Source organism: Marinagarivorans cellulosilyticus (assembly GCF_021655555.1).
GTDB classification, from domain to species: Bacteria; Pseudomonadota; Gammaproteobacteria; order Pseudomonadales; family Cellvibrionaceae; genus Marinagarivorans; species Marinagarivorans cellulosilyticus.
In genome coordinates, this window is the sequence record NZ_AP023086.1 from 3,282,833 (window position 1) to 3,304,700 (window position 21,868).

The 21,868-nt window shown below is 42.6% G+C and carries 19 protein-coding genes and 1 pseudogene; all 20 read left to right on the forward strand.

Annotated features, from left to right (window positions below):
- Nucleotides 1-81: 81 nt before the first annotated feature.
- Nucleotides 82-1,371: a sensor histidine kinase gene (locus tag MARGE09_RS13135; RefSeq protein WP_236982575.1), complete on the forward strand. Its 1,290-nt coding sequence runs from the start codon at nucleotides 82-84 to the stop codon at nucleotides 1,369-1,371.
- Nucleotides 1,368-2,855: a sigma-54-dependent transcriptional regulator gene (locus tag MARGE09_RS13140; RefSeq protein WP_236982576.1), complete on the forward strand. Its 1,488-nt coding sequence runs from the start codon at nucleotides 1,368-1,370 to the stop codon at nucleotides 2,853-2,855. The genes MARGE09_RS13135 and MARGE09_RS13140 overlap by 4 nt, the downstream gene beginning before the upstream one ends.
- 319 nt (nucleotides 2,856-3,174) lie before the next feature.
- Complete coding sequence (locus MARGE09_RS13145; RefSeq protein WP_236982577.1) at nucleotides 3,175-3,354, forward strand: PA3496 family putative envelope integrity protein; 180 nt, start codon at nucleotides 3,175-3,177, stop codon at nucleotides 3,352-3,354.
- A gap of 329 nt (nucleotides 3,355-3,683) precedes the next feature.
- Entirely contained in the window at nucleotides 3,684-3,986 is a 303-nt protein-coding gene (ihfB, locus tag MARGE09_RS13150; protein WP_255711639.1) for an integration host factor subunit beta, read from the forward strand.
- Nucleotides 3,987-4,087: 101 nt separating this feature from the next.
- Entirely contained in the window at nucleotides 4,088-5,491 is a 1,404-nt protein-coding gene (locus tag MARGE09_RS13155) for a mannose-1-phosphate guanylyltransferase/mannose-6-phosphate isomerase (protein WP_236982578.1), read from the forward strand.
- 236 nt (nucleotides 5,492-5,727) lie between these two features.
- Nucleotides 5,728-6,852 (forward strand): undecaprenyl/decaprenyl-phosphate alpha-N-acetylglucosaminyl 1-phosphate transferase, encoded by a 1,125-nt coding sequence (locus tag MARGE09_RS13160; RefSeq protein WP_338040702.1) that lies wholly within the window; start codon nucleotides 5,728-5,730, stop codon nucleotides 6,850-6,852.
- A gap of 191 nt (nucleotides 6,853-7,043) precedes the next feature.
- Nucleotides 7,044-7,409 (forward strand): annotated as a pseudogene (locus MARGE09_RS13165) (four helix bundle protein).
- Nucleotides 7,410-7,701: 292 nt separating this feature from the next.
- Nucleotides 7,702-8,040, forward strand: coding sequence for a MarR family EPS-associated transcriptional regulator (locus MARGE09_RS13170; protein WP_236982579.1), 339 nt, complete (start codon nucleotides 7,702-7,704; stop codon nucleotides 8,038-8,040).
- Nucleotides 8,041-8,097: 57 nt separating this feature from the next.
- On the forward strand, nucleotides 8,098-9,066 hold the full coding sequence (locus tag MARGE09_RS13175) for a Wzz/FepE/Etk N-terminal domain-containing protein (RefSeq protein ID WP_236982580.1): 969 nt from the start codon (nucleotides 8,098-8,100) through the stop codon (nucleotides 9,064-9,066).
- A 22-nt stretch (nucleotides 9,067-9,088) separates the two neighbouring features.
- Nucleotides 9,089-10,405 (forward strand): flippase, encoded by a 1,317-nt coding sequence (locus tag MARGE09_RS13180; protein WP_236982582.1) that lies wholly within the window; start codon nucleotides 9,089-9,091, stop codon nucleotides 10,403-10,405.
- Nucleotides 10,402-11,352: a UDP-glucuronic acid decarboxylase family protein gene (locus MARGE09_RS13185; RefSeq protein WP_236982584.1), complete on the forward strand. Its 951-nt coding sequence runs from the start codon at nucleotides 10,402-10,404 to the stop codon at nucleotides 11,350-11,352. Before MARGE09_RS13180 ends, MARGE09_RS13185 begins: the two co-directional genes overlap by 4 nt.
- Nucleotides 11,353-11,361: 9 nt before the next feature.
- Nucleotides 11,362-12,069 carry an SDR family NAD(P)-dependent oxidoreductase gene (locus MARGE09_RS13190; RefSeq protein ID WP_236982586.1) on the forward strand — a complete coding sequence of 236 codons (708 nt, stop codon included), beginning with the start codon at nucleotides 11,362-11,364 and terminating at the stop codon, nucleotides 12,067-12,069.
- Nucleotides 12,062-13,162, forward strand: a complete 1,101-nt coding sequence (locus MARGE09_RS13195; protein ID WP_236982588.1) for an FAD-dependent oxidoreductase — start codon at nucleotides 12,062-12,064, stop codon at nucleotides 13,160-13,162. Before MARGE09_RS13190 ends, MARGE09_RS13195 begins: the two co-directional genes overlap by 8 nt.
- The gene (locus MARGE09_RS13200; protein ID WP_236982590.1) at nucleotides 13,159-14,079 is read left to right on the forward strand and encodes a glycosyltransferase family 2 protein; all 921 of its coding nucleotides are present in this window, start codon (nucleotides 13,159-13,161) and stop codon (nucleotides 14,077-14,079) included. The genes MARGE09_RS13195 and MARGE09_RS13200 overlap by 4 nt, the downstream gene beginning before the upstream one ends.
- Nucleotides 14,079-14,894 (forward strand): phytanoyl-CoA dioxygenase family protein, encoded by an 816-nt coding sequence (locus MARGE09_RS13205; RefSeq protein ID WP_236982592.1) that lies wholly within the window; start codon nucleotides 14,079-14,081, stop codon nucleotides 14,892-14,894. Before MARGE09_RS13200 ends, MARGE09_RS13205 begins: the two co-directional genes overlap by 1 nt.
- A complete protein-coding gene (locus MARGE09_RS13210; RefSeq protein ID WP_236982594.1) occupies nucleotides 14,895-16,043 on the forward strand; it encodes an acyltransferase family protein in 1,149 nt (382 codons plus the stop codon). It begins immediately after the preceding gene.
- A 6-nt stretch (nucleotides 16,044-16,049) separates the two neighbouring features.
- Nucleotides 16,050-18,383 (forward strand): polysaccharide pyruvyl transferase family protein, encoded by a 2,334-nt coding sequence (locus tag MARGE09_RS13215; RefSeq protein ID WP_236987369.1) that lies wholly within the window; start codon nucleotides 16,050-16,052, stop codon nucleotides 18,381-18,383.
- Nucleotides 18,380-19,600, forward strand: coding sequence for a glycosyltransferase (locus MARGE09_RS13220; protein ID WP_236982595.1), 1,221 nt, complete (start codon nucleotides 18,380-18,382; stop codon nucleotides 19,598-19,600). Before MARGE09_RS13215 ends, MARGE09_RS13220 begins: the two co-directional genes overlap by 4 nt.
- A 4-nt stretch (nucleotides 19,601-19,604) precedes the next feature.
- On the forward strand, nucleotides 19,605-20,366 hold the full coding sequence (locus tag MARGE09_RS13225; RefSeq protein WP_236982596.1) for a glycosyltransferase family 2 protein: 762 nt from the start codon (nucleotides 19,605-19,607) through the stop codon (nucleotides 20,364-20,366).
- Nucleotides 20,356-21,537 (forward strand): hypothetical protein, encoded by a 1,182-nt coding sequence (locus MARGE09_RS13230; protein ID WP_236982597.1) that lies wholly within the window; start codon nucleotides 20,356-20,358, stop codon nucleotides 21,535-21,537. Before MARGE09_RS13225 ends, MARGE09_RS13230 begins: the two co-directional genes overlap by 11 nt.
- The last annotated feature ends 331 nt before the right edge of the window (nucleotides 21,538-21,868 follow it).

Sequence of the window (21,868 nt, forward strand, 5' to 3'; positions counted from 1 at the left end):
GGTAAAAAATATTTGGCACTGCGTTTGCTAAAACCTCCCTAAGTTCAAGGTATATGACAGTAACTTGTCGGGAGTTAGTTTATGCAGTCTGCTCAGCGCGATTCTGCAGCACCAGAAGAAAACTTAATGGCCAAAGCGCTGCATACGCAAGCGTTAATGGATGGCGATGTTCGGCCCCCAAGTGTCGAGCAGCTAAGCGATGCTTTTGAGTTTTTTAACTCTACCTCTACTCAATTGGGGCGGTCTTATCAGTTGCTTGAGGAGCGCGTAGCTAGGCTTACTCAAGAGTTGGACGAAGTCTCTGCAGAGAAGCAAGAGGCTAACGAAGAGAAGGCGCAGCTTGCACAGCGCTTGCAGAAACTACTCGATCTTCTACCTGGCGGTATTATTGTTATTGATGCGCGTGGTTGTATTGTGCAAAGTAACCCTGCTGCGCAAAAGATGTTGGACAACAAGCTCGATGGAGCCCTTTGGCGCGATATTATTGGCGAGTGCTTTGCCCCTCGCGGCGACGATGGGCTAGAAATATCAACCCGAGCCGGCCGGCGCGTAAGCATGGCAACAAGCTCGCTGGATGATGAAGGCCAAATCATTTTATTAACCGACCAAACCGAAACGCGAAAGCTTCAGCAGAAGGTTAGCCGTTACGAAAAATTGTCGGCCATGGGCAAAATGGTATCGGCATTGGCGCACCAAATTCGCACACCGCTATCGGCGGCCATGTTATATGCTGACCATCTAACAAACGATTCACTTACTCCTGAAAACCACAAAAAATTCGCCTCCAAAATTCAAGGCCGCCTACAGCACATGGAAAAGCAAGTGCGCGACATGCTGCTATTTGTACGCAACGAATTACCTTTGAATGATGTGGTGACTCTAGCGGACCTAGAAAGCGGCATTAGAGCGGCCGCGGAGGTAACCCTAGCAACAAGCAAAAGCTACTGTATTTTTGTTAACCCGCTAGCATCAACTCGAATACGTTGTAACAGGGAGGCGTTAATCAGTGCGGTGGGGAATTTAATCAATAATGCCGTGCAGGCAAGGGCTGGCGGCGTAAATATAGCGTTAAGGTTTGATGTTATAACGCTGGACGACACGCCAAGTGTGCGTATATCGGTTGTTGATGATGGCCCAGGCATGACAGATGAGCAGCTGCATAGTGCAAAAGAGCTTTTTTATACCTCAAAAGCGCAAGGCACTGGTTTGGGCTTGGCTGTGGTGCAGTCTGTTGCAAGGGCGCACGGTGGTTATATGAGTTTGCAATCTGGCGTTAGCGTTGGTACCAAAGCGCGTATTTACTTACCGCTGAATAACGTAGCCATTCCTGCGGCGGCGAATACAGTTAATCAATCTGCGGAGGCTTTATGAGTAGCCAATTGGCCATGCCACTTGATCAAGCGATAAAGGTTAAACACAAAGTGATGGTCGTGGAGGATGACTTTGATCTTCGCGAGGCATTATGCGACACCTTGCTTTTGGCGGATTTTGACGTTATTCAGGCGAGCAGTGCAGAGCAGGCTTTAACGTTGCTGCCAGAGCATTTGGATTTAGCTTTAGTGGTTTCTGATGTGAATATGGGCGAGTTAAGTGGCCATGACCTACTGCGTATTATTCGCAAAGATTATGCCCATATGCCGGTATTGCTGATTACAGCTTACGCAAGTATTAGTGAGTCGGTAGAGGCAATGCGTGAAGGTGCGGTAGATTATTTAGTAAAGCCTTTTGAGGCCGACGTGCTAGTTTCTGCCGCGCGCAAGTTTGTTGGCCATGTGGGCTCTGCTTTGGGGGATGAACCCGTCGCGATGGCGCCATCTAGCCAAAAGTTATTGCAGTTGGCGCGCCGTGTTGCGCAATCGGACTCTACTGCTTTATTGGTGGGGGAATCTGGAACGGGAAAAGAGGTATTGGCGCGTTATATTCACGACCATTCGCCACGCAAGAATCAACCATTTATTGCCATTAACTGCGCCGCCATTCCAGAGAACATGCTAGAGGCAATGCTATTTGGGCACGAAAAGGGCGCTTATACCGGCGCTTATAACGCGGCGCCAGGTAAGTTTGAGCAGGCCAATGGTGGCACTATTTTATTGGACGAAATATCTGAAATGGCTTTGCCGTTACAGGCGAAACTGTTGCGGGTGCTACAAGAGCGCGAAGTGGAACGCCTGGGGGGGCGCAAGTGTATACAGTTAGATGTACGTGTAATCGCTACAACTAACCGAGATATGCGCCAAGAGGTGGTAGATGGCAAGTTTCGCGAAGACTTATATTTCCGTTTAAGTGTATTGCCCCTGCAGTGGGCGCCATTGCGTGATAGGAAGGAAGATATTTTACCGTTGGCTTTAAGCCTGTTGCAGCGCCATGCCATTAAGCAGCATCGCGTAGGGGTGCGATTAAGTGATAGCGCAGAGTACACGTTGCTGAATTACCCTTGGCCAGGCAACGTACGCGAGCTGGATAATGTAATGCAAAGGGCCTTAATACTGCAGCCGGGCAATGTTATTGAGCCTGATGATCTAGGGCTGCAGGCGGGCCAGCTCTATAGCCAAAAACCTTCGTTGGTTGATGTTGCGGCTAGCCAAGCAGCGGTGGATGCCAGCGCCATACCGGCATATTTACGCACTACAGGCGTAAGCTCAGAGTCGGACTCACTTCTAGCAGCAGATGATAATGCCGTGCTTGGGCAAGATTTAAAGCAGCGAGAGTACGAGATTATTGTGCAAACTTTGCGCAAAGAAAACGGCAGCAAAAAAGAGACGGCAAAACGCCTTGGAATTAGCCCAAGAACGCTAAGATACAAGATGGCACGGCTTAGGGACGAGGGCTATGACATAGACTTGACGGTATGTTGACGCAAAGCTAGAAGCTAAAGTTTGAACGCTTTAAATACACCGATTAAAAAAGTCTAATAATTCCGAAAAAAGTGCTTCTAAGGGCTTTTCTCGCTAGAAAAAAGTGGACATAATCGGAACAAGCGGCGTAATTGTTATCTAATATTGAGTAGTGCAGGCTTAGTCAGCTATACCAGTGGGCTATGCATTAAAAGCCATCTTTTAGATAAGTATTCTGTTGTTAGTGGGCGTGCTACCTAGCCCAAAGATTCGCCCCATGCGGGCTGTCTGCTCTAGTTTAAGTTTTTTGTGTGTTGTTTTTACATGAGGAGCCTGTGCTATGGGTCTTGAAATTATTGAGCAAGATATTAATCTTGGTTTGCTGCAACAAGATGTTGATGATTTTGTTGATGAAGAAAGTGCCAAACCATTAAGTGTTGATGCGCGGCGTAAGCTTGAAGATAAAATTGAAGAGCTGCGTTTAATGCGTGAAATGAAAGAGTTTGATTTTGATGGCTAACGTCGCTGTGGGTCGTTAGTCAGATGAATAGTAAGACTGACTGATTTTGTCTTTTCTGCCCTGCTTTACGCCATTAACTAAAGTGGGGTGGTTTTTTGTTTAGCAGCCCTTGAGTGTCGCTGTTCTTTCCTTTTGTGGTGTTGTTAGTTTTGTATTTTCCTTCAGCTAGTACAGGGAAATTGCATAATGCCTCAATTAATCCAATCTAATCCTTTTTTCTGTCATAAAAGTGTTGTATAACAACGCTTTATCTGTAGCGTGATGTATCCGTTCACCATTTCTTGTAGGTTTACATGTCCATATAAGCCCGCAGTTTTAAGGTAGCGAAAATGACAGTGACACGATCCGAGCTTATCGAGCGCATTGCTGATGCTCAGCAAGATATTCAGGTGCGCGATGTAGAGCTAGCCATAAAGATGCTAGTAGAACAGCTTGCGCAAACGGTTACCGCTGGCGAGCGTATTGAAATTCGCGGTTTTGGCAGCTTTGAGCTGCACTACCGGCCGCCGCGCCAAGCGCGCAACCCTAAAACGGGCGAGCAGGTATCACTGGACGCCAAGTATGCCGTTCACTTTAAGCCTGGCAAAGAGCTGCGCGAGAAAGTCAACGAACAATTGGCAGATATTCGTTAGGTTTAGCCTAGTTCACAGTCTCATTATTATTCCATCGTATTAATTTTGATATTTCCCCTCTATAATCCCGCGCAATTTCTAAAAGCTTTATAAGGATTTTTATGTCTGTTGTTATTCCTGTTGTGTTATCAGGCGGTAGTGGTACGCGTTTGTGGCCAAAATCTAGGCAGCATTACCCGAAACAATTGCATAAGCTTTATGGCGACTACAGTTTGTTACAGCATACTGTTAAACGTGTGGCTGGTGATGTTGCCCCTATTGTTGTGTGTAATAACGAACAGCGCTTTATGGTGGCAGATCAGCTAAATGAAGTGCTGAAAGCAAAAGCCGATATTATTTTAGAGCCTACAGCGCGTGATACCGCACCAGCGGTTGCGGTTGCGGCATTGCACGCAATGGCACGCGACCCAGAAGCGATTATTGCAGTGTTCGCTGCAGACCATCTTATTAAAAACACCGCTGCCTTTAATGGAGCTGTGCAAGCTGCAGCTATATTGGCTGACGAGCAAAAATTGGTGACTTTTGGCATTACACCCACAAAGCCAGAAACTGGCTATGGCTATATTAAAGCCGCAGAAAAAGGTGGCGCCAGTGCCGTTGCTAGCTTTGTTGAAAAGCCCGATAGCGCAACCGCCGAGCAATACGTAGCCAGTGGTGATTACTACTGGAATAGCGGTATGTTTGTATTTAAGGCGGCGCAATTAATCGCGGAGTTACAAAAGTTTCAACCAGAAATAATAGGGGCTTGCAAAGCAGCGTTAGATGCTAGTGTTCAGGATCTCGATTTTATTCGCCTAGACGAAGCCAGTTTTGCGAAAAGCCCCGCTATATCTGTAGATTACGCCCTTATGGAAAAAACCCAGCAAGCCTGGGTATTGCCGCTTGAGGACAGTGGTTGGAGTGATATAGGCAGCTGGGATACACTGTGGGACGTAAGCGATAAAGATGCCCAAGGCAATGCCTTTGTGGGCGATGTAATAGCCAAAGATAGCAGTAACTGCTATGTGAATGGCAATGGCCGGTTAGTCGCGCTGGTTGGGCTGGAGGATATTGCCGTTATCGATACCGCCGATGCGGTATTGGTGATTAACAAAAAGAACTCGCAATCGGTTAAGGCTGTAGTGGGGGACTTGAAAAAAGAAGGCCGTAGCGAGTTTTCGTTGCATCGCGAAGTGCACCGCCCTTGGGGCTGTTACGACAGCATAGACAATGGCGAACGCTATCAAGTAAAACGCATATCGGTTAAACCAGGTGCCAGTTTGTCGCTGCAAATGCATCACCATCGTGCAGAACACTGGATTGTTGTGTCTGGTACAGCTGTTGTTCAGCGTGGGGATGATGAAATGCTGCTGTCCGAGAATCAATCGGTTTATATCCCGCTAGGGGAAAAGCACCGGCTAACAAACCCAGGCAAGGTATTGTTAGAGCTAATAGAAGTGCAAAGTGGTAGTTACTTAGGTGAAGACGATATTGTACGGTTTGAGGATGTGTTTGGTCGCACCTAATAGCTATTACCGGCGCCACATGTTACGTAAAGTTACAAAATTGTGCTTTATGGTGGTTGGCAAGGCCTGTTAAACTGGCCAAATATCGAAATTGACTAAAAGGTAGTTGGCGGTTTGTTATTATTCGCGCCGCACACAAATAAATAACGACATTGTTTTAGAGCCCGCCGAAGCTTGGCGCCAAAAGCAACAATTGTAGTCTAAGGTTGTTACAGGTTTTTAAGGGTGCGCCGGCAGTGTTAACAGTAATAGCAACAAGCTTAGATTTATCGAGCCGAGTATTTTTGGAGTTCTACATGGAGTATGGATTTGCGGTGATGGGCGTGGCCTTTATGGTAACCGTGGCAGCCGTAAAACTTTTTAGGCCAATAGCCGTTAGCATAGGCTTGGTCGATAAGCCTGGCGGCCGTAAGCACCATAGCGGCGCTATTCCTCTGATTGGCGGCTTGGCAATGTTTGCCGGCATTTTTTTATCCTCCTATATTTTTTTAGAGCAACCGCCGTTTGTGCGCGTATTTATGCTCGGCGGTGCCATGGTCGTTTTTATGGGCGCCATGGACGATAGATACGACATTAGCGCCCGCTTTAGATTGGTCGCACAGTTTTTAATTGCATCTTTATTTGTGTATGGCCTTAAGCTTGGTGTTGGCTCGTTTGGTGACATATTGGGTTTGGGTGAAATTCGTTTGGGTTGGTTGGGCTACCCGTTTGCCTTGGTGGCAATAATTGCCGTTATTAATGCCATTAATATGCTGGATGGTATAGATGGCTTGGTGGGCGGTTTAGGCTTAACCAGCTTTTTGGGTTTGTCGCTGTTGTTTGTGGGTGGCGGGCAGCTGAATATTGCTTGGTTATGCTTAGGCTTGGTGGGCTCCTTAATGGCCTTTTTACTATTTAACGTGTGGGGCAAGCCCAGCGATAAAACGCGCATTAAAAAAGTATTTATGGGTGATGCCGGCAGCATGTTTGTAGGTATGGCCTTGGCTGTATTGTTGTTATTTGGTGCTAACGAGCAATCTGCCGCGTTTAAGCCAATAACAGCGCTTTGGTTTGTATTGCTGCCCATGACAGACATGGTTACTTTAATGTACCGCCGTATTAAGCGTGGTAAATCGCCACTTGCGCCAGATAGAACCCACATTCATCACATTCTAATGCGGGCCGGCTTTAATGCTCGCCAGACGCTATACATCATGCTGTTTGCTCAAATGTGCTTGGTGTCCTTGGGGATGATCTTCAACTACCTACCGCAAACAGAGGCTGTATCCTTTAGCTGCTGCTTAGCCTTTGTACTAGCCTACCAGCTTTTAATGAAGCGCAGCTGGCGCTTTATCCGCTGGAACAAACGCCGCTTCGCATAGCAGGTTCGCTACGCTCAAGAGTCGGGAAGCGAGAGAAAAGCGGAGTCGGGGAGGCGCTTCGCTCAAGAAGCGAGAAAATGGGTTAAAACTCCAGATTCCTAGCGCGCAGCGCTCCCGACTCTTGAGCGAAGCGAACAATGAGATACAAAAACCTAGAAGTGTGGCAGTCATCGGTAGAGTTGTCGGTTTAAATTTATCGACACTTTAGCGACTGCAAAGACTATGGTTTTAAAGACGAAATAACACGCTCAAGCCTTTCTGTGCCCTCGAACATAGCAGACAAAAATGCAGGAGTAATTTTTGAACAGCTTTAGCTGGCTCATGTGGGTGAAAAGCATGGATGCTTTGAATGGCGGGAGGAAAGGGCGGGTTTAAAAGAACAAATACAGTTCTTGAATATAGCCAAAGGCTCAGCAGGTGAATTAATGACGCAAATAATCATCGGCGAAAAAATTGGCTATGTAGATGAAGTGCTCAGTGAGCGATGGCAAGATAGCGTAATGATTATTGCAAAGCAGCTGGGCGCATTAATGAACGCCAAAAAGAAAGCGCTATAAATTCGCTACGCTCACGAAGCGGGAAAAAACGGAATCGGGGTGCTCTTCGCTTAGGGGTCGGGATTTTCGGCGCGCAGCGCCTTTCCTGAGCAAAGCGAACCTCGAGCGAAGCGATCTCGATTCCAGTATCCCGCTTCCTGAGCGAAGCGAGCCCAGATTCCCGGCGCAAAGCGCCTCCCGAGCGAAGCGTCCCCGCCTCCTGAACGAAGTGAACCTTGAGCGAAGTGAACCTTGAGCGAAGCGAGCGTTCAGTGGTTGAACACTCCGCAAAACTGCCGTAAACTCGCCACCCATGAAAGAATCAGCCATCCCCGACGAGGTCCGTTTAGCGCTAATGCGCAAGCTGGCCCAAAACCCAAACCTAAGCCAGCGCGAGTTGGCGGCGGAGTTAGGCATCAGCTTGGGTAAGGTCAACTATTGCCTAAAGGCTTTGGTTAAAGTGGGTTGGGTTAAAGCGGGTAACTTTGCGCGTTCAAGTAATAAGGTCAGGTATGCATATTTGCTGACGCCAAAAGGAATTACAGAAAAAACTATGCTTGCGCGGCAGTTTTTAGAATATAAACAAAAGCAGCACGCGTTGATAAAGGTTGAAATTGAACAGTTGCGTTTAGAGGTCGGTACTAATAACTAATATAGCGGTTGCTCTCTGAATTTAAAGTCATTAAATAATTAAACTGATAGTTAGCTCATGAATAAAATTAGTCAAGGTCGAGAGCGTGAAGCAAAAAAAAATCAGCGCAGCTTTGTAAACGATCCCGTTCTGCTTAGCGAGTATGAGATCGATCTTGGGGAATTATTTACTGTTTTTTGGCGTGGTAAGTGGTTAGTACTTGGCGCAGGTTTTCTGTTTTCCTTGATAAGTATGACTTATGCGCTCACTTTACCAAACCAATACAGGGTTGAGGCGGTATACGCTCCAGCTCAATCTGAATCAGGCGTAAGTGGCTTGGCGTCGCAATATGGAGGTTTAGCTGCAATTGCAGGAATCAACTTGGGTGGAGCAAATACTGAGGATATTGATCAGGCTATCGTACTTGCCAAAAGTTGGCCATTTCTTGAGGCGGTGATACAAAAATATAATCTATCGCCATTCTTGTTTGCAGTAGTGGGCTGGGAGGAGAGTAGTCAGAGCCTTGTCTGGGATCAAGAAAAGTTCTCTGTGTCTAAAAATACCTGGTTAAAGAATTATGAAACAGGGGAAACTTATGGGCCAACAAGTTTTGAGTCTTATGAGCTGTTATCATCAATGATTTTGATTAAAAATGAAGGGGGGTTGGTCCGGTTGTCGGTTGAATTCTTATCTCCTCAGTTGGCCTCAGAGTGGGTTCAAATACTGGCTTCTGAACTTAATCTTTATTTTCAATTAAGGGATATGCGCGACGCTAAAGAGAATATAGAGTATCTAAATCGCAAAATATCAGAAACAGGTATTTCACAAATGCAGTCAGTGTTCTACGGCATGATTGAGTCTCAAATGAAAGTTCTAATGCTTGCAGAAGTTAAGCTTGACTATTTGATGACTGAAATTGTGCCTGCAAAAGTTCCCGAGCGGAAAAGTGGACCAAATAGAAAAGTAATTGTAATTCTTGGTGGGCTTCTGGGTGTTTTTTTCGCCTTGCTTTATTTGATTTTTAGATATATCTGGGTAAAGAAATGATCTGATAAAGTGATGTGATTTTATGTTAAAACTATTTAAAGGAAATGGTGGAAATACATTTTATCAGCTAGCTGATAAATTAATTAGAATGGGGGCTGCGTTCGTATTTGGCGTCCTCATCGCAAGGTATCTCGGGGTGGATGATTTTGGTCGGCTTAGTTTTGCTCAGAGTTTTATTGGATTGATCGCCGTTTTTTCTACCTTGGGTCTCGAAGCGATTACAATACGGGAGGTGGTATCAAAGCCCACTAATGCGCAGGCAATTATTGGCTCTGTGATCGCCATTCGGTGCATAAGTTCATTGGTGTCGGTAGGTATAATGGCATTATTGATATTCTGCTTTGTAGACGACTATGGTGTGCGGCTATGCATTTTTCTATTCTCCATATCATTTTTTGTAGACGTGTTGTCAGTTTTCAATTGGTATTTTCTGTCTAACTCTAAAGGGTGGGCCATTGCTGTGGCGGGTGGCGCGGCTGTATTCGCCTCTTCTATTTTTAAGTGCTATTTGATTTTTAGCGGTAAAAGTTTTGTTTATTTTTCCCTACCCTTAATGATTGAGTGTTTTGTCTCGGGTGCGATCCTACTTTTTTTGTTTATGCAAAAAGTTAGACTAACAAGTTTAATGTTTGATGGGCGCTTAGCTTCAAGAATGTTAAATAGTGCGTGGCCGTTGGTGATGTCGGCGATAATGATTTCTGTGTATATGAAGGTTGATCAGTTGATGATTCAGGCTATGCTCTCCTATGCCGATCTCGGGATCTATTCTGTCGCGGTTAGGTTAACAGAGGCGTGGTATTTTTTTCCCTCTGTTATTATGAGTGCGCTTTTTCCTGCTGTATTAGGCGCAAAACTGATATCGGAGGACGAATTTAATAATAAGATGCAATCCATTTATAATTTTTTAGCATTGTTTGCGCTAGTAATTAGTGTTGCGATCTCTCTTTTTTCTGACCAGATTGTATTATTGCTGTATGGGGTTGAGTACATTGGTTCATCAGCAGTGTTAACTGTATATGCTTTAACTACAGTTTTTGTGTACTTAGGGATCGCAAATGGTAGATGGCTTGTTGCGCAAGGAATGGAGCGGTTTGCACTTTTTCGAACAGGCATCGGATTAGTTATTAATATTGGTCTAAATACATTTCTTATCCCTCTGTGGGGTATTAAGGGTGCCGCTATAGCAACGTTAGTATCTCAGTTTTTTGCATCATATTTCGTTTTTCTTTTTGTGCCTCAGTTGCGTAAAGTCTTTATGATGCAGACAAGAGCGCTGTTTCAAATAGACTTAATTAAATTAATTTATAGTAGGTGTGTCCCGTTAGGAGGGTACAGATGAATCCAATTAGGAAAAAGATATTAGTGACTGGCGGTGCTGGCTTTCTTGGTTCTCACCTGTGTGAGCGTTTGCTTGATGCGGGAAACGAAGTGATATGCGTAGATAATTTTTTCACAGGCGCAAAACAAAATATTGTGCACTTGCTTGGGAATCCCATGTTTGAAGTCATTCGCCATGATGTGACTTTTCCTTTGTATCTTGAGGTCGATCAAATATACAACTTAGCATGCCCCGCAAGTCCAGTACATTATCAATTTGACCCTGTGCAAACTACAAAGACTTCCGTAATTGGCGCTATTAACATGCTTGGTCTTGCAAAGCGTCTTAAAATTCGTATTTTTCAGGCTTCTACAAGTGAGGTTTATGGTGATCCAGAAGTGCATCCTCAGCCGGAAGAATATAAAGGCGCCGTAAATACTCTCGGTCCTCGGGCTTGCTATGACGAGGGAAAAAGGTGTGCTGAAACGTTGTTTTTCGATTATCAGCGTCAGCACGGGCTCGATATTAGAGTGGCTCGGATTTTTAATACTTATGGCCCACGAATGCATCCGAATGATGGGCGTGTGGTGTCTAATTTTATTGTGCAGGCCTTAAAAGGCGAAGATATTACCGTTTACGGTGATGGTCTACAAACTCGTAGTTTTTGCTATGTTGACGACCTGGTGGAAGGTTTCATTCGATTAATGAATAGTAAAGAAAATATGCTGACCCCAATAAATTTGGGTAATCCAGGAGAGTTCACCATGTTAGGGTTGGCTGAAAAAGTTATTTCTTTGACGGCCTCAAAATCAAAGATCGTTTTCAAGTCTCTTCCAGCAGATGATCCCTTACAGCGTCAGCCTGATATTACTAAAGCTAAACGCCTACTTGATTGGGAGCCGCACATCCATTTAGAGGAAGGGTTAAAAAAGACAATTAATTATTTTGAAAAGATTGTCTTAAGTTAATCTAATCACATGAATAATAAACAAAAAACAGCACTGGTGTTGGGTTGCTCAAGTATTGTAGGGCTTAGCGTAGCAGATAGGTTGCTAAGTGAGGGTTGGAAAGTCTATGGTACTTTTGGGCGACGAGAAGTGGCTATTAAGCACCCGAGCTTTCTTGCTTTACATCTAAACGTAGAGTCTTCAGCTTCGATTTCCAATTTTACGGAAGAAATGTTTAACCGTGGAGTTCAGTTAGATTTAGTTGTCGGATTAATTGGTGTCTTGCCTGGTAAAAGTCTACAAGACTATGATGAAAACGATCTTGCAAGGATTATTGATATTAATTTCACTTCGACTGCGAAGTTGTTAAAACGACTCGAAACACAATTTTGCATGGGATCAAGTATTGTATTGATGTCATCAATTTCTTCGGAGCGGGGAAGCTATGACCCAATTTATGCCGCTTCCAAGGGGGCAGTTAACGCCTTTGTAAAATCACTTGCGACATGGTTAGCGCCAAAGGTTCGAGTGAACGCCATTGCACCTAGTTTAATAGAATCAACTGTAATGTTTGATGAAATGCTACCTGAAAGAAGAGAGTTACAGTTAACTCAATGCCCAATGAAGCAGTTCTTAAGTCCCGAAGACCTCGCAAGAATTATTGTCGATATTGAGCAACCACATTGGGCACACTTAAATGGTGTAGTACTTAAGTTGAATGGAGGTATTTATGTCTAAAAAAATTGCAATTATCGGTTGTGGTGTTTTTGGTGCTTCAGTTGCGCTGAAATTAAAGGAACTAGGCTATGACGTTTCTGTATTTGAAAAAAAGTCAGCAATTTTAAATGGCGCTTCTTTAAATAATCAAAACCGATTACACCTAGGCTTTCATTATCCTCGAGATGATGAAACGGCTCAGCAATGTATCGCCGGTTTTCAGCGGTTTATCGATGAATACCCAGGCTCAATTACAGAAGTATTCCCAAATGCGTATTTTATAGCGCAAGACGGATCATTTACCTCTCCAGATAACTACATTAGTTTCTGTGAAAGGAATGGCCTCGGCTATCAAAGGATTGATAAAAACAACTTCGACATTAAAGTGTGTGATGTCGATCTGGGTATTTTGTGTGAAGAGAGAGTTTATGATAGCAAACTACTTGCTAAAATAATTTCGCAAAAATTGCGTGATCAACAAATATCGATAAATTTGAACTCTACAGTGACTTCTGTAAATTTCGAGAATGGTGTCCACCGCTTGCGAGTCAATAACTTGGATGTTGGAGCATTTGATGCTGTCGTAAACTGCTCTTATGCTGATATTAATCGGATAACCAACCAGTTGGGCTTTGAGACTCAAAATCATCAATATGAGTACACTGTAGTGCCGGTAGTAGACACCAAATTACCAAGAGTAGGCGTTACTATCATGGATGGCCCATTTATGACGCTACTCCCATTTGGCGCATCATCGCATTCTTTGTTGTACCACGTTGAAAACACAGTAATTGCGAGAGAAACCGGCCAGGTCTTGAATCCGGAGTGGCTAGATGAAACAAAAAATCCTTTCACTCGCATTGATCTAAATGATTTTTTTAATTCGATGTTGGAAAAGTGTAAGCAATATATTCCTTCTGTTGCTGGTGCGGAGTTGGTGGGCTTTCTTCATGGGCCGCGAATGGTGCTGGCGAAAAAGGATGATACCGATGCTAGGCCGTCAATGATCAATAGTTACAGCAATAATTACCATACCGTATTTTCTGGAAAAATTGATCACTGCGTTTGGGTTGCAGATGAAGTTGCAGAGCGAATTAATCGGGAGTTTCAATGAGCATAGAAGATAGTGGCCAATTTGACACTCCTATTTTATTGGTGTTATTTAATCGTCCAGAAGTTACTCAGAGCACGTTTGAGGTTGTGCGAAAAGTAAAGCCGATGAAATTATATGTTGCAGCAGATGGTCCAAGAGAGGGTCGTCCGGAAGAGGCAATAGCATGCGCTAAAGTGCGCGACATAGTTAATCAAGTAGACTGGCCGTGTGAAGTCTTTACTAAATTTAGCGATGTAAATTTGGGCTGTAAAATGGGCGAGTTTACGGCGATGGATTGGTTCTTTAAGAATGAAGAAGAAGGCATTGTTTTAGAGGATGATTGTTGCCCAGATCAATCTTTTTTTTATTATTGCCAAGAGCTTTTAGAGCGCTTTCGCTATGATTCTCGTGTAACGATGATTAGTGGTCGAAATTCTTTAGGGAGCTGGAAAAGCAACTCCCAAAGTTATCACTTTTCAAAATTTGGAAGTGTATGGGGCTGGGCTGGATGGCGAAGAGCTTGGAATTATTATGACGTCGACATGAAGTCTTGGGGTGATCAAAATTACAAGGATGCGGTAAAGTTTTTTGTCGGAGATGAAAATTACAATTCTAGGTACGTTAACTATGAAGGGGTCTATAGGGGTAAAATTGACACTTGGGATTTTCAATGGTCATTTGCTCAAAGCTGCCAATCGGGGTTGACGATAGTCCCTGCTGTAAATTTAATTTCAAATATTGGTTTTGGAGAGGATGCAACTCATACCATGGACAAAAATGATTCTATGGCGAAAGTGAAATCTAAAACCTTAGATCTACCGCTATCTCATGTAAATATAGTTGTTGCTGACGCAGGTTTTGACAAACAATTGATGGATTTAAATCGTTTGTCATTTGTTCAGAGAGTGACTGGTTATATCAAGCGGAGAGTTTTGTAGTGTTAGCGAGCGACAATATTGCACAGCTTCGTGCCGAAGGGTTTACCATTCTTAATGATGTGGTGCTAGAAGATAAGTTAATGGCTCTAAGAGAGTTAACTGATCGAATAGTCGACTATGCAGACAAGAACAAAATAGACCCATTCTCAAAATACTACCTTCGTCATCGCTCTGATCAAGGTGTTCTTTACGACTTGTATCAACGTCATCCGGAGTTTCAGTCGTTAGCCAAGTTGAACCCCGTTTTAGATGTGCTCGAAGGTGTTTTGGGGCCAGATATATTTTTTTACGAGAATAGTTTGGTATATAAGCCAAAAGGGAGAGCTAATGCGGTGCCTTGGCATCAGGATTTTATTTCGCGCCCTTCTGAGCCTAAAAAGTTTATTGTTTGGGTTGCACTCGACAACGTCACAATTAAAAATGGAGCTTTAAAAGCAATACCTAAATCGCACCTCAGTGGCTATTTACCCTATTTTCGGGTTAAAGGAGAAACTCATCACGACCGAATAGATATGAGTCGGTTAGATCTCAATGATGCTGTATTTCTTGAGTTAAATGCTGGTGATGTACTTATTTTCGATTGTATGCTGTGCCACGGTAGTGACGAGGTTCATGTTGATGAACCTCGCAGAGCTTTTCGTGCATCGTATCAAGGGTTTGAACAAATATTCACGCCCCGCGGCGCTCCAATTGTTATGCGTGGTGGTTCACCAGAGTCTGTTATTGCGCGATACGATAGTGTTCATGCCCCAGAAACTAAGGGCGTTTTTCGTCGTGCTGTGAATAGAGTCGGCCGTTTGTTGGCTGGCATATAGATGAATCATCGACTTTCTTTATCTCTGGATTTTATTCGCCTAGCTGCGGCATTGTTAGTACTGCTGCATCATTTTTCCTATGAAAGATTTACTGGCAATTTTTTATCATTCATAAGGCAGTTGGAGCTCGGGCATGATGCCGTTGTCATATTCTTTGTTTTAAGTGGTTATGTTATTTGCCATGCGGTGAGTAGAACTAATAAAGGCTTTTTGGATTATATGTCGCGTAGATTGGCGCGCCTGTATTCTGTGCTTTTGCCTGCAATATTTATCGTGTTATTTTTGGATGTGCTAGGTACTGCAGTTGCCCATCAAGTCTACGACGGTAAAATTGCAAATAGTCATATCTTGATGAGGGGAATAATTAATCTTTTATTTCTACAAGAATGGCAGTTTTTTAGTATCCGTTTTTCTAGCGATGGCCCATTGTGGTCATTGGGTTACGAGTTTTGGTATTACTGTATATTTGGCGTATTCTGGTTTATAGACAAACCACTATATAGGTATTTATTGATCTGTACTCTGGCGTTTTTTATTGGGTTGAAGATTCTTTTGCTTATGCCGATTTGGTGGTTAGGCGTCGTTGTTTATAATCAGCATAAAAAGCAGGGGTCGACTTTATACTCCCGTCGTGCAGTTTCACTTATCGGGCTAGTGACGCCGTTCATCATATACATGATGTATAAAACTTCCCATCTAAGTCAATTGTCTTCCGATGTTAGTGGGTTTCTATTGACCTATTTTTTTAGCGATCTCAATTTTAATAATTCTGGCCTATTTATAAATGATATATTTGTCGCTTTACTATTCGCTGTTTCGCTGTATTTTTTGCCGGCAGGTTTATCGCACATTAATTTTTCGGTGGGGAGGCGCGTGAATGCATTTATCAGAAAAGCGGCTGGGGCAACGCTTACGATATATATTTTGCATTTCCCCTTCTTGTTATTTACTTATGCATCGTTAAGTCAGTTTAGCGCCGTTACTCCTTTATGGTTGGACAGCGTGGCATTGGTTTTAGTAATCCTATGCTGTTATTTCATTAGTTTATTTACGGAGGCTAAAAAGCAGCCGTATCAAATTCATATATTTGCAATATTAGATTTCGCCAAATGCTCTTTAGTGCGAAGTGCGAATAAACGTTTAAGGTAGATATTGGTGAAGTTAAGCAAATTGTATAGGGTTGCAAACAACTGTGTTCGGCAGAGCAAGCCCAAATTAGAGAAGCCTAAGGTAATACAATTCCCCGTTATTGATATTTGTAATTCCCGCTGTCAAATGTGTCGAATTTGGGAGAATAAACAAAGTACTGATATTACGGTTGATGAGCTAAAGTTAGGCCTGAATAATGAATTATTTTCGGAAGTCGAAGCTATAGGCTTCAATGGCGGTGAGCCGACCTTGCGCTCCGACTTAATCGATATGGTCAGGGTTGTAGTCGAATGTCTGCCTGCGTTAAAGCATGTTTCTTTAATTACAAATGCCTTTAAATATAAGCAAGTTATTGAGCAAATAGACGGAATGGCGTCTGTTATTAAGCAAAAAAATATTAATTTTGACGTAATGGTTTCGTTGGATGGTTTTGAATCTGTTCATGATGCCGTGCGTGGTCGCGACGGCAACTTTGAAAATGCCAAGCATGTTATAAGGCATATTATGCAGTCAAAATTAGTTGATAACGTGCGTATTGGCTGCACGGTTATCCGCGAAAATGTTTTACATTTGGCTCCTTTATTGGATTTTTGTATCGAAAATAAAGTGTATATAAAGTACCGATTGGGTATTCCTCATCAGCGCTTATACACTCAGAACTTGTTGGATCCCTACGCGTTGACTTTTGAAGAAAAGTACGAGTTTGTTGAATTTTTAGAGGGGCTAATTTCGAACTACGAAACGAGCGTTCAACAAAACTTTTTTTATCGATCGTTAATTGATCAAGTTATCTACGACGAGCCTAGGCAGGCAGGCTGCGATTGGCAGCATCGTGGTGCAACGATTACAGCAAAAGGTGAGCTGGCGTACTGTGCGGTGGAAAGTAAAGCGTTAATGAGTAATATTTCTGATGGGGACGCAAATAAAGTTTACTTTAAAAATGAAGGGCATCTTAACGAGATAATTAAAACTAAATGTGATTCTTGTCACCACGATTATGTCGGGCTTCCGCCTGCGGCAGAATACCGGCGCCAGTTGTTTGCACGGTTAAATAATAAATTTCATATTAAATCCTTAATTCGAAAGGCCCCATTTTTTGACAATATAGACAAGCTTCGACAATCAAAAGCTTTTAATTTTAGCCTAAGTTACTATCGTAGTTCGATTGAAGGATCGCTTAACGCTAAAGATTCAGTTGAGCAGTCAGTTTTAATTTGTGGTTGGTATGGTACGGAAACACTTGGTGATAAGGCAATACTGGGTGGCGTTATTGAGTCGTTGCAAGCAAGCCTTGGGCAGAATATTAAAATTGTACTGGTAGCAATTAATCCTTACATCAGCCATATGACCAAGCTACAAATGCCGGAGCTCAAGTCTGCTAATGTAGTTGGGCTAGAAGAAGGTGTTAGATTGGCTGGCAGTTGTGGCTATTGTGTATTTGGTGGCGGTCCATTAATGGCGATTAACGAGCTGGCTCCAATGCAAGTTATATTTGAAAATGCTAAGAAGCATGGGCGGAAAACTATCGTTGCTGGTTGTGGCGTGGGGCCTTTAGGGGAAAATTTCCATAATGAGAGTATACGGCAAATTCTTTTGCTGTCTGATATTAGAATCTATCGGGATAATAAGTCTCAGGACTATGCAAAGACTTTGGGCGTGCCCATACAGGAAGGTGAAGTTGCCGAAGACCCTGCTTTTACTTGGCTAACGAAGCCTCATTCATCGGTAATAAGTAATGCTCAATATGTGGATAAAAAAGTTATTTTGTTGGGGTTGCGAGACTTTCCTTATAAGGAATATGCAAGGCATTTACCTGAGCACGAATGTTTAGCCATTAAGTCGCGTTATGAAAACGTAATTGTTTGTGCATTGCAAACGATTGTCGGTTTACATCCTGACGTTATTATTAGGCCCTTGCCAATGTGTACCAATCACTTTGGTTCGGATGACCGGTGGTTTTACCGCAAGCTTTTTAGGTCAGCAAGTGATTTGAAATCTGTATTAGACTTGAGTCTATTGGGGCCTGAGTTACCTCCGCAAGAGTATCTGGCGGCCTTTGAAAATTGTAGTGTCTTATTGGCTATGCGGTTTCATTCGTTGGTATTTGGTGTTGCAAAAGGAGCGAATTGTTTAGCGTTGGATTACACCTTAGGTAAAGGAAAGGTCAAGTCGCTCGCAGAGCGTTTTAATGTGCCCGTTATGTCATTACAAGATTTGAATGCCGATGATGTTGTAGATCAAATAAATTTGTTTTTAGAAAGTAAAACGCGAGAGCCACTAGTGCGGGACCAGTTGAGTTTTATAGGCGTATTGACAAAACAACTAACTAACCGCAAATGAAGATATTACATTTAAGTTACAGTGATGCAGATGGGGGCGCAGCAAGAGCTGCATTTAGACTCCACATTGCTCAGCGAAAAGCTGGCCTTGATAGTCATATGCTGGTAGTAAATAAGCAGACTGACAATCCATTTGTACACTCTGTCGGTAAATCGAAATGGCTGAGGATAAAAATCGCCAATATCATTGCGTCGCGTTTATTGCGCTTACAAAAAACAAGTAATCCTGTACACCATTCGTTGAATTTCTTTGCAAGTGGGATTTTGCAACAAATTGATCGAATTGCGCCCGACATTGTTAATCTGCATTGGGTGGGTGGTGAGATGATTTCGGTTGGAGAAATTTCCCGAATTAAGCAGCCCGCAGTTTGGACGATGCATGATATGTGGCCGTTTTGTGGAGCTGAGCACTACTCCGATCCCGCGGGTAATAAGCGATATGTGCAATATTCAACATCCGCAATCGAGGTCGATCCATCGTTGAGTGGAGTCGATATCAATAAATGGCGTGCTCGATCAAAGGCTAAAAGTTGGACAAAAAAGTCAATTACCTATGTCTGCCCTACGAATTGGCTGGCCGGGTGTGCACGAGAGAGTAGCTTGTTGGCTAATAGTCAAATCACGGTTATTCCAAATTGCATAGATCATGATTTATTTAAACCTGTAGATAAGCAGGTTTGTAGGCATTTACTTGGTTTACCCCAAAATAAGAAGTTGATTCTATTCGGAGCAATGTCAAGTACAAGCGACCCTCGTAAGGGCTTTGCGTTATTGGAATCTGCGTTGGAAAAATTGAGGGGCAGGTGTGATTTTGAATTAGTTGTTTTTGGCGCCTCTGGGATCGACGATATTTGTGATATCAAAACTCATTACATGGGTATTTTAAAGGATGACATATCGCTAGTTGCCCTTTACAACGCATGCAACCTTTTTGTCGCCCCGTCTTTGCAAGATAACCTCCCAAATACCCTTGTAGAGTCGTTGGCTTGCGGTGTGCCGTGTATTGCATTTGATATAGGGGGGATGCAAGACTTGGTGAGATCGTCGAATGATGGAGCGCTGGTGCAAAGTATAGACTGTGATGCACTTGCAGATGCTATCGCGTCAGAGTTGCTTAATGATGCAGCTAGAAATACTTTAATGCACTCTAAGTTATATAGAGAAGAGGCGGCCGTAGCATCTCAATATCGCCAACTCTATGAAGCTTATTTGAGATAACATCATGGTTCAAAAGTGGCTACCAAAAATAACCGTTGTTACCGTCGTTTATAATGGCGCGACCGAAATTGAAAATACAATTAATTCTGTATTGGGGCAAGATTATTCCAATATTGAATATATTATTGTCGACGGCGGATCTACTGATGGGACGTTGGAAATTATAAAGCGTTATGAAAGTAACATTTCTCAGTGGGTGAGCGAACCTGATAAAGGTATTTACGATGCAATGAACAAAGGGATTCAGATGGCGACCGGTGATGTTATCAATTTCATGAATGCTGGCGACCGATTTGCTTCATCAGTTATATTGTCGCAGGTCGCAGTTCTGTTGAAGCCAGATTCACTCAAAATTTTGTATGGCGATCATCAGGTGTTATATCCGGATGGACAAGTTAAGGTGCGTCGGGCTAAAACTTTAGATAAAAGAATTCCGAGGAAAATGCCATGTTGCCATCAGTCTATGTTCGTTCCTGTAGCTGAAGCAAAGTCCAGTCCTTTTGATTTGACCTATATAATGGCCGCCGATTTTTTTCAATTTCTATCGATACGCAACTCGGGTGTTGGGATTATAAATACCGCTAACAATATATCTATCGTAAGTTCAGGTGGCGTTTCAGATACTACTCGCAAAACAGTGTGGCTTGAATATAAGAGGGCGTATAGGGTATTTTCCGGAAATTCAAGCCATTTATATTATGGATATAATATGGCTATTGAGTACTGTAAAGTTAAGATAAAGAACCTAGTTCGACATGGTCATTAATGTTAAGCAGGCAATCATTGTAATCGGGGCTATTTCGGTTTCACTTATTCTTTTCGTTAATTTAGGGGAGGTTGTAGCCTTAGTAAAAGGTACTTTGCACAGTCAAACACAAAATGTAACGCCTGTATATGTAAAAGTGTTAAAAGATATTTTGTTTTTGATTTCTATTTCTATTTCCTTGATTTGGCTGGTTTTATCATGTCGAGTAATATCGCCAATCAAAGTTTTGCTAAGTGCATGGCTTTTTTTTGTATTTGCTGCGCTTATTGCAAGTTATGAATTGCCATGGATATGTTTGCTATTGGGTCTCAGGTGGGTAATGCCTATTATTTTGTTGGTCCTGTTGATCGATTTAGTGGATCGTGAAGCCATGGTTACTATTTCAAATTTTTTGAAGTATGTATTTTTTGTGCATTTTACTTTTCAGTTAGTTCAATTGGTCTTTGGAGGGACTTGGTACGGTAGTTTTTTGGGTGGGTATTCTCTAAGAAATCCTGGGTTGTTTTTGATTCCGTCATCGGGTGCGCTATTCAGCTGTTTGTGTTTTTTGTTTCTTAATTATTTTGCAAAAGTTAGATTTTCCGTGCTTGCGCCTATAACTATTCTAAGTGTTTTGATGACTGTGAGCTTGACTGGAATTGCCCTAGGGTTCCTCTTTGTTTCTTACGTTTATTTTAGGCGCTTCTTTAGTTCGCGAGTGATTATGTTATTCGCATGTATAGCATGTGCCGGGTTGATACTCTCTGTTGATCAATTTGCACATCTCTTGGGGCGTGGTGATGATGTTATTGCTGTTAGTGGGGGAGCGAGGGCTGATATCTTCCTTGATACTTGGGGGCGTGTAGGCTTAGTTTCCCGTTTTTTTGGGTTGGCTACCAATTCTGCGGTATTATATTTTAACGGAAATTATAATGCGTTTATTGCGGATTCAATGTACGTAAGTGTTTTGGCTAATTTGGGTTTATTGGGTTTTTTGTTTTATGTGTTCCTGCTTTCGTTTTTTTTCGTATGGTCTATTTTTATTTCTCACGACTTCTCGATTCTGTTGAGTCTTTTTATTGTCTTATCTTCTTTGACGTCTGTGATTACGGAGTTATACCCAATTAATTTCATTGTCCCTTTTGCGGTTGCCTTTGTTTTGCGTCCGGGCTTAGGTTTGAATGTTCGCTAGTTGGCTACAAAAATAGACTTTTTGTTTATTTTTTGCAGTATTTTGTTTAGGAGTATTTTTGCTTTATAAAAATATATTTTTTTAACTTTAAGTATTATTTTCTCGTCTTGTAAGGTTTTAATCGTAACTAGGTTTGTATTGTTCTAACTGTTTTATTGTATTGCGATATCAGTCAAAAATAATTGAATAGTAATATTTTGTAATTGAATATCATATAGATAGGTTCTAATTTGAAAGTATTTTCTGGTTGTCTCATTCGGCTTTGGTAGGTGTATTTGGTATAGTTGTTTTTGATAAATTGCTAGATAAATATCATTGAAATTTTTTGGAA

What these genes read in the sequence shown, in the direction of transcription:
- MARGE09_RS13135 (WP_236982575.1), top strand. Translation starts at nt 82, where the DNA reads ATGCAGTCTGCTCAGCGCGATTCTGCAGCACCAGAAGAAAACTTAATG.
- MARGE09_RS13140 (WP_236982576.1), top strand. Translation starts at nt 1,368, where the DNA reads ATGAGTAGCCAATTGGCCATGCCACTTGATCAAGCGATAAAGGTTAAA.
- MARGE09_RS13145 (WP_236982577.1), top strand. Translation starts at nt 3,175, where the DNA reads ATGGGTCTTGAAATTATTGAGCAAGATATTAATCTTGGTTTGCTGCAA.
- ihfB (WP_255711639.1), top strand. Translation starts at nt 3,684, where the DNA reads ATGACAGTGACACGATCCGAGCTTATCGAGCGCATTGCTGATGCTCAG.
- MARGE09_RS13155 (WP_236982578.1), top strand. Translation starts at nt 4,088, where the DNA reads ATGTCTGTTGTTATTCCTGTTGTGTTATCAGGCGGTAGTGGTACGCGT.
- MARGE09_RS13170 (WP_236982579.1), top strand. Translation starts at nt 7,702, where the DNA reads ATGAAAGAATCAGCCATCCCCGACGAGGTCCGTTTAGCGCTAATGCGC.
- MARGE09_RS13175 (WP_236982580.1), top strand. Translation starts at nt 8,098, where the DNA reads ATGAATAAAATTAGTCAAGGTCGAGAGCGTGAAGCAAAAAAAAATCAG.
- MARGE09_RS13180 (WP_236982582.1), top strand. Translation starts at nt 9,089, where the DNA reads ATGTTAAAACTATTTAAAGGAAATGGTGGAAATACATTTTATCAGCTA.
- MARGE09_RS13185 (WP_236982584.1), top strand. Translation starts at nt 10,402, where the DNA reads ATGAATCCAATTAGGAAAAAGATATTAGTGACTGGCGGTGCTGGCTTT.
- MARGE09_RS13190 (WP_236982586.1), top strand. Translation starts at nt 11,362, where the DNA reads ATGAATAATAAACAAAAAACAGCACTGGTGTTGGGTTGCTCAAGTATT.
- MARGE09_RS13195 (WP_236982588.1), top strand. Translation starts at nt 12,062, where the DNA reads ATGTCTAAAAAAATTGCAATTATCGGTTGTGGTGTTTTTGGTGCTTCA.
- MARGE09_RS13200 (WP_236982590.1), top strand. Translation starts at nt 13,159, where the DNA reads ATGAGCATAGAAGATAGTGGCCAATTTGACACTCCTATTTTATTGGTG.
- MARGE09_RS13210 (WP_236982594.1), top strand. Translation starts at nt 14,895, where the DNA reads ATGAATCATCGACTTTCTTTATCTCTGGATTTTATTCGCCTAGCTGCG.
- MARGE09_RS13220 (WP_236982595.1), top strand. Translation starts at nt 18,380, where the DNA reads ATGAAGATATTACATTTAAGTTACAGTGATGCAGATGGGGGCGCAGCA.
- MARGE09_RS13225 (WP_236982596.1), top strand. Translation starts at nt 19,605, where the DNA reads ATGGTTCAAAAGTGGCTACCAAAAATAACCGTTGTTACCGTCGTTTAT.
- MARGE09_RS13230 (WP_236982597.1), top strand. Translation starts at nt 20,356, where the DNA reads ATGGTCATTAATGTTAAGCAGGCAATCATTGTAATCGGGGCTATTTCG.